The organism is Streptomyces sp. NPDC006655, from assembly GCF_040703965.1.
Taxonomy (GTDB): domain Bacteria; phylum Actinomycetota; class Actinomycetes; order Streptomycetales; family Streptomycetaceae; genus Streptomyces.
In genome coordinates, this window is sequence record NZ_JBEYJU010000075.1 from 38,321 (window position 1) to 45,401 (window position 7,081).

The window sequence follows — 7,081 nt, forward strand, 5'->3', positions numbered from 1 at the left end:
ATCGGGCGGGCAAAGCGCGGCCGAAAGAGAGGGGCACAAGCGCCGCTCCGTGTTACAGCCAGGTTGACCGGCCGGGCGCCCGGGCGCACGCTCGTCGCATAGGTGCTGAATACAAGTGGTTCGCTCGGGCAATCTGTTGCGTCGTAAAACCGCAGGTGGCGTGGGTGGTCCGGCGAACCGGCAGTAGGAGGTAACGCATGTGTGGCATCACCGGCTGGGTCTCCTTCGACCGTGACCTCACCACCGAGACGCGCGCATTGGATGCGATGACCGAGACCATGGCCTGCCGCGGCCCCGACGACCGGGGCACCTGGAGCGAGGGGCCCGCCGCCCTCGGCCACCGCCGGCTCGCGATCATCGACCTGCCCGGCGGCCGCCAGCCGATGACCGTCCGCACCCCGGCCGGCACGGTCGCGATGGTGTACTCGGGCGAGGCCTACAACTTCACCGAACTGCGCCGCGAACTCCTCGCCAAGGGCCACGAGTTCACCACCGACTCCGACACCGAGGTGGTCCTGCGCGGCTACCTGGAGTGGGGCGACACCATCGCCGAACGGCTGAACGGCATGTACGCCTTCGCCGTCTGGGACGGTCGCCAGGACAAACTCGTCATGATCCGCGACCGGATGGGCATCAAGCCCTTCTACCTGTATCCCACCCCGGACGGCGTCCTGTTCGGCTCCGAACCCAAGGCGATCCTCGCCCACCCGCTGGCCCGCCCCCGCGTCGCCCTGACCGGACTGCGCGAGCTGTTCACCATGGTCAAGACCCCCGGACAGGCCGTCTGGGAGGGCATGCGCGAGGTCGAACCCGGCACCGTCGTCACCGTCGACCGCCGCGGCCTGCGCACCCGGACCTACTGGCGCCTGGAGACCCGCCCGCACCCCGACGACCGTGACACCACCGTCGCCACCGTCCGCGAACTCCTCGATGACATCGTGCGCCGCCAGCTGGTCGCCGACGTGCCCCGCTGCACCCTGCTCTCCGGCGGCCTCGACTCCTCCGCCATGACCGCGCTGGCCGCCCGGCAGCTCGCCTCCCACGGCGAGAAGGTCCGCAGCTTCGCCGTCGACTTCGTCGGCCGGACCGAGAACTTCGTCGCCGACGAACTGCGTGGCACCCCCGACACGCCCTTCGTGCACGACGTGGCGCGCCTGGCCCGCACCGACCACCAGGACATCGTCCTGGACGCGGGCAGCCTCGCCGACCCGGCCGTGCGCGAGCGGGTGATCCGGGCCCGCGACCTGCCGGCCGGCTTCGGCGACATGGACGCCTCGCTTCTGCTGCTGTTCAAGGCCGTCCGCGACCATTCCACCGTCGCGCTGTCCGGGGAGTCCGCCGACGAGGTGTTCGGCGGCTACCTGCAGTTCTTCGACGAGGGCGCCCGCAACGCCGAGACGTTCCCCTGGCTGTTCCGGTTCACCCGGCACTTCGGCGACGACTCCGACGTCCTGCGCGCGGACCTCGCCAAGTCGCTCGACCTGGAGTCCTACGTCGCCGACTCGTACCACTCCGCCGCCTCCGCCGTCCTGCGCCTCGACGGCGAGAGCGACTTCGAGTACCGCATGCGCCGGATGAGCCATCTCCACCTCTCCCGCTTCGTACGCATCCTGCTGGACCGCAAGGACCGGATGAGCATGGCCGTCGGCCTGGAGGTCCGGGTGCCGTTCTGCGACCACCGGCTGGTCGAGTACGTCTACAACGCGCCCTGGGCCCTCAAGTCCTTCGACGGCCGCGAGAAGACCCTGCTCCGCGAGGCCACCCGGGACGTCCTCCCAGGGACCGTCTACGACCGGGTGAAGAGCCCCTACCCCTCCACCCAGGACCCGGAGTACGGCCGCGCCCTCCAGGCCCAGGTCAAGGACCTGCTCGCGCGCCCCGGCCACCGGGTCTTCGAACTCGTGGACCGCGAGAAGGCGGACCGGGCCGCCCACCGGCCCGACCTGGCCGACCAGGCCTCCCGGCGCGGCCTGGAACGCACCCTCGACCTGGCCGCCTGGCTCGACCTCTACGATCCGGAACTCGTCCTCTCCTGAGGCATCCGGAACTCCCCGGCACGGACCCCGCGGTCAGCCCGACGAGCTCGCGCCGCTCGTGTCGTCGTCCGCTGGGCAGGAGCTGCCGTCGGCCGGCAGCGTGCCGTACAGCAGGAAGTCGTCGACCTTGCCGTGCACGCACCGGGAAGACGTGTACCCGGTGTGGCCGTCGCCCCGGTTGTCCAGCACCACGGCCGACGGCCCGAGCCGCCTCGCCGTCTCGATCGTCCAGCGGTACGGCGTCGCCGGGTCACCGCGCGTTCCCACCAGGAGCATCCGTGCCGTGGGCACGTCCTTCACCTGGTCCCGGATGAAGGACGTGCCGCGCGGCCGGCCGTAGCACAGCATCAGCTGCGTCAGCCGGAACCTGCCGAAGACCGGGGACGCCTGCTGGTACTCCCGGTCCAGCCGGGCGACGTCCTTGGTGAGCTGCTCGGCGCCCGGCCGGTCCGGGTCGTCGGCGCAGTTGATCGCCATCAGCGCCGCCGACAGGTTGTCCACGGGGATGTCCGAGCCGGCCACCAGCCCACCGCCGCCGCGGGCACCCGCCTTCGTCTTGCGCACGAGCGGCACCGCGTAGCCGCCGGACGCGAAGTTCTCCACCCCTCGGGTGTCCCCGTCCTCCATCAGCGAGGCCAGCGCCCGCGCGAGCAGCGGCCACAGCTCCTTGCCGTACAGCCCCTCCGCGATGGCCCCCACCAGGTCCTGGCCGGTGAAGGGGGCGCCGAAGTCGGACGGCACCGGGTCCCTGTCGAGCGAGCGGACCAGCCGGACGACCGCCTCCCCGGCCTTGCGCCGGTCCTGCCCGAACGGGCATCCGAGGTCGGTGACGCACCAGTCGAGGAAGTCGTCCAGCGCGGTCTGCTGTCCCTGGGCGCCGGCCACGCCCTGCTGGGCCAGTGACTCGGTCAGCGTGTCCACGCCGTCCAGCGCCATCCGGCCCACGTGGTGCGGGAACTGCGCCGCGTACACCGCGCCCAGCTTGGTCCCGTAGGAGAAACCCAGGTAGTTGAGCTTGCTGTCGCCGAGCGCCTGGCGGATGACGTCCAGGTCACGGGCGGCGTTCACGGTGCCCATGTGGGCGAGCACCGGCCCGGAGTTCCTGGTGCACCGGGCCGTCAGCTGCTCCATATGCTTCATCAGGGCCTGCGGGTGGGTAGCGTCCGGGGGCTCGGCCGCGCTCTGCTCGTCCGGGGCCTCGGGGGTGCCGTCGCCGCAACTGACGGGGGAGGAGCGGCCGACGCCGCGCGGGTCGAAGCCGACCACGTCGTAGCCGTTGGTGAGACCCATGAACTTCTTGCCCGCCAGCCCCAGCTGGCTGACGCCCGAGCCACCCGGCCCGCCGAAGTTCAGCAGTACGGAGCCCCGCGACCTGCCCGTCGCCCGGTAGCGGGACAGCGCCAGGTCGAGGGTGGCCTTCCCCGGCTTCGCGTAGTCGAGGGGGACGGTGACCTTGGCGCACTGCATGTCCTTGGGCAGGTCGGCGTCCTTGCACGCCGTCCACCTGGCCTTCTGTCGGTAGAACCGGGAGAGGTCCGGCTGGTCGCCGTCGGCCGACGGGACCGAGGCCGCGGGCAGCCCCGCGCCGAGCAGGGCCAGGGCGACGGCTCCGGCACCGACGCAGTGCCGAAGGACGGACCGGGTACGGGGCACGGCAGGCATCGGGGGCCTCCAGGGACGCTCCGTGACGGACCGGGTACAGGGCTTTCGCCCACCATAAGCGGGCTGTGCGGGGGCCGCCTCCGGGCGGGCGGGCAGGCCCGGGTGCCCTGCTTCGCTACGGCTCGTGCGCTTCCGTTCCCTTGCACACCTTTGCCACGGGTTCGATATCGATGTCACTCGATGGGGTGGAAGGTGGGCAAGCCATAACTCGCCTGGCTCGACCGCGTTTTAACCGTTGCGGGCGAGCGCCCGCAATCATGTCTGGAAGGCAGGGAACCTATGAAACGGGTTACCCGAAACGGTGTGATCGCCGTCGCCGCCGCCTCAGGGGCGATGGCTGTGGCGGTCCCGGCCTGGGCCGACGCGGGCGCGGACGGAATCGCGGCCGGTTCGCCCGGCGTGGTCTCCGGCAACGGCATCGAGTTGCCGGTGCACGTCCCGGTGAACGTGTGCGGGGACACCGTGAACGTGGTGGGGCTGCTGAATCCGGCGGCCGGCAACACCTGCGCGAGCGAGGGCGGCGCCGCCGGAGGTGCGTCCGGCGGCACCGCCACGTCCGGCGGCGCGAACGCGCGGGGCACGGAGCAGGACTCGCCCGGGGTGGTCTCGGGCAACGGCATCGAGTTGCCGGTCGACCTCCCGGTGAACGTCAGCGGCAACAGCGTCGACGTGGTCGGCGTCCTCAACCCGGCTCTCGGCAACACCTCGGTGAACGACTCCGGGGACCACCCGAGCCCGCCGAAGTCGACCTCGCCGCCGACCGCGCAGCCGCCCGCTCCCGAGCCGCCCAAGAAGCACCCGGCCCCCGAGGCGCACCACCCGGCGGCGCCGCCCGTCACGGACGCCGCCCTCGCCCACACCGGTACGGACCTGGCCGGCCCCGCCGCAGCGGCGGCCGCGGCACTGCTGCTCACCGGAACCGCTCTGCACCGGCGCTTCCGCCCGAACCGGTCCCGCTGACCGCCCCCGTGTGAAACACCGAGCCGACCGGAGCCGACCCGAACCGACAGGCCCCACCCCGCCGGGTGGGGCCTGCGCCACACCCACCGCACCCGACCCCCGACCATCGGCCGACCGGAGCCCGCCGGTCGAACCGTGCCGGCCCGGAGGGCCGCCCGGCTCCGAACCCGGCACGGCGGTTCGCTCCGAACCCGGCACGGTGGCTCGCTCCGAACCCGGCACGGCGGTTCGCTCCGAACCCGGCACGGTGGCTCGCGCCGAACCCGGCACGGCGGCTCGCTCCGAACCCGGCACGGCGCCCGGCGGCGAAGTCCGGGCGGCGGCTCCCGTCCGGTCGGTGGGGTCGTGCGCGGTGCGCGGTCCTCAACAAGCTCTCCACGGTGACCCGTTGAGCATGCCGGCGACCTGATCCCGGCGTGGCGTCGGGCTCGGTGATCGGGAAGGATGGTGCGGGGCGCGGTGACGGCCGCCGCGTTCTCCGACCCCGCCACGCAAGGGAGCGCATCGATGACCTCTCCGGCCCCCCAGGACCTCGTCGTCACGCAGGCCACGCTCGACGACTGGCCCGTGATCAGCGGCTGGGCGGCGGACGAGGGGTGGAACCCGGGGCTGTCCGACGGCCCCGCCTTCTTCGCCCAGGACCCCGAGGGGTTCTTCCTCGGCCGTATCGACGGGGAACCGGTGTCGGCCATTTCCGTCGTCAACTACGACGCCCACTACGCCTTCCTGGGCTGCTACCTGGTCCGCCCCGACCTGCGCGGCCGCGGCCACGGCCTCACCACCTGGAAGACCGCGCTGGCCCACGCGGGCGACCGCACCGTCGGACTGGACGGCGTCGTGGCTCAGCAGGACAACTACCGCCAGTCCGGCTTCGAACCGGCCTACCGCACGGTCCGTTTCACCGGCGTCGCCCCGACGGCGGAGATACCCGAGGGCGTCCGCCCGGCCCGCCCCGCCGACCGGACGGCCGTCACGGCGTACGACGCCACCTGTCACCCCGCCCCCCGCCCGCGCTTCCTCGCCGCCTGGCTGGCCGCCCCCGGCCACACGGTGCTCGTCCACCACGACGGCGACCGTCTCACCGGCTACGGGGTGCTCCGCCCGGGCCACGACAGCCTGCGCATCGGCCCGCTCTTCGCCGACACCGCCGCCGACGCCCACGCCCTGTTCGCGGCCCTCACCGCCGAGGCGGCCGGCGCCCAGGTCGCCATCGACGTACCCGAGACCAGCACGGCCGGCCTCGCCCTCGCCGAGTCGGCCGGGTTCACGCCTTCGTTCGAGACGGCCCGCATGTACACGGGCCCGGTCCGGGAGTACGCGCGCGAGCGGGTCTTCGGGGTCACCACGCTCGAACTGGGCTGACCGTCGGCGCGCCGTCGTGGGGGCGGCGCCTGCGCGCGCCGCCCCCACGGGTGCCGGATGCGTTCTCGGGCAGGGGCAGGTGCCGCACCTACCGGCGGGCCTTCGCCCGGTCCAGCGCCGCCACGCCCACCGCGGCCAGCGCGATCTGGATGAACCACTCGATCCAGTCGGGACCCTTGGTGTCGGCCACGCCGAAGCCCGCCGCGATCGCCGACCCCAGCAGTGCCGCGACGATGCCGACGACGATGGTCCACAGGATGCCGATGTGCTGGCGGCCGGGGACGACCAGGCGTCCCAGCACACCGATGATGATTCCGATGACGATGGCACTGATGATGCCCGAGATCTCCATGTCCGCCCCTCTTCGTGGGTACTTCGCTGCACTCAAATCTGCCCGCTGAAGTCGCGGGCAGTCCCGCCGGGTTGATGCGGCGGCGTTCTGTTCACCACCCCGACATGCCATGTACCTTTCAATGAGTCGACGCGTGTAGAAATCTCGAGCAGGTTCTACGCGCGCAGAGTTGGCGCCCGCACCGCCTCTTCCCCACCCCTTCACGGAGGTTCGCCGGATGCTTGGATCCAGCAGATCCCGCCACAGACTCACCACCGCCCTGGCCGGGCTCGGGCTGCTCGTCACCGGAGCCGCCCTCCAGGTCGGTACCGGGGCCCCCGCCCACGCGGCCACCACCTACCGCGTCCTGTTCGACGACGGCCACGCCGAGGAGGCCGGCAACGCGGACTGGATCATCTCCACCAGCAAGCCCGACCCGCTCGCCCAGAACTCCTCTCCGTCCTCGGAGACCGACTGGACCGGCGCCCTCTCGTCCTGGGGCGTGGCCCTCCAGAAGACCGGCGGCTACAGCCTGAAGACCGCCACCAGCGCCCTGACCTACGGCGGTTCCTCGACGACCGACCTCTCGAAGTTCGACGCGCTGGTGCTGCCCGAGCCCAACACCAAGTTCACGGCCGCCGAGAAGACCGCGATCATGAACTTCGTGAAGAACGGCGGCGGTCTTTTCATGATCTCCGACCACACCGGCGCCGACCGCAACAACGACGGC

Annotated in this window: 5 protein-coding genes and 1 pseudogene; 4 read left to right on the top strand and 2 right to left on the bottom strand. The window is 72.1% G+C overall.

Annotated features, from left to right (window positions below; genetic code table 11):
- Window positions 1-197 precede the first annotated feature (197 nt).
- Window positions 198-2,036, top strand: a complete 1,839-nt coding sequence (gene asnB, locus AB0958_RS32580) for an asparagine synthase (glutamine-hydrolyzing) (protein ID WP_366894073.1) — start codon at window positions 198-200, stop codon at window positions 2,034-2,036.
- A gap of 33 nt (window positions 2,037-2,069) precedes the next feature.
- Here the strand turns inward: asnB and AB0958_RS32585 are convergent, their stop codons facing one another.
- The gene (locus AB0958_RS32585) at window positions 2,070-3,698 is read right to left on the bottom strand and encodes an alpha/beta hydrolase (protein ID WP_366894074.1); all 1,629 of its coding nucleotides are present in this window, start codon (window positions 3,696-3,698) and stop codon (window positions 2,070-2,072) included.
- A 279-nt stretch (window positions 3,699-3,977) separates the two neighbouring features.
- Between AB0958_RS32585 and AB0958_RS32590 the strand changes: the two genes are divergently transcribed.
- Window positions 3,978-4,658 carry a chaplin gene (locus tag AB0958_RS32590; protein ID WP_366894075.1) on the top strand — a complete coding sequence of 227 codons (681 nt, stop codon included), beginning with the start codon at window positions 3,978-3,980 and terminating at the stop codon, window positions 4,656-4,658.
- A gap of 507 nt (window positions 4,659-5,165) precedes the next feature.
- Window positions 5,166-6,020, top strand: coding sequence for a GNAT family N-acetyltransferase (locus AB0958_RS32595; protein WP_366894076.1), 855 nt, complete (start codon window positions 5,166-5,168; stop codon window positions 6,018-6,020).
- 88 nt (window positions 6,021-6,108) lie between these two features.
- Here AB0958_RS32595 and AB0958_RS32600 read toward each other — a convergent pair whose 3' ends face one another.
- On the bottom strand, window positions 6,109-6,372 hold the full coding sequence (locus AB0958_RS32600) for a GlsB/YeaQ/YmgE family stress response membrane protein (RefSeq protein WP_132887654.1): 264 nt from the start codon (window positions 6,370-6,372) through the stop codon (window positions 6,109-6,111).
- Window positions 6,373-6,589: 217 nt separating this feature from the next.
- On the opposite strand from AB0958_RS32600, the pseudogene AB0958_RS32605 reads away from it, so the two are divergent.
- Window positions 6,590-7,081, top strand: a pseudogene (locus AB0958_RS32605) (hydrolase); the annotation flags it as partial.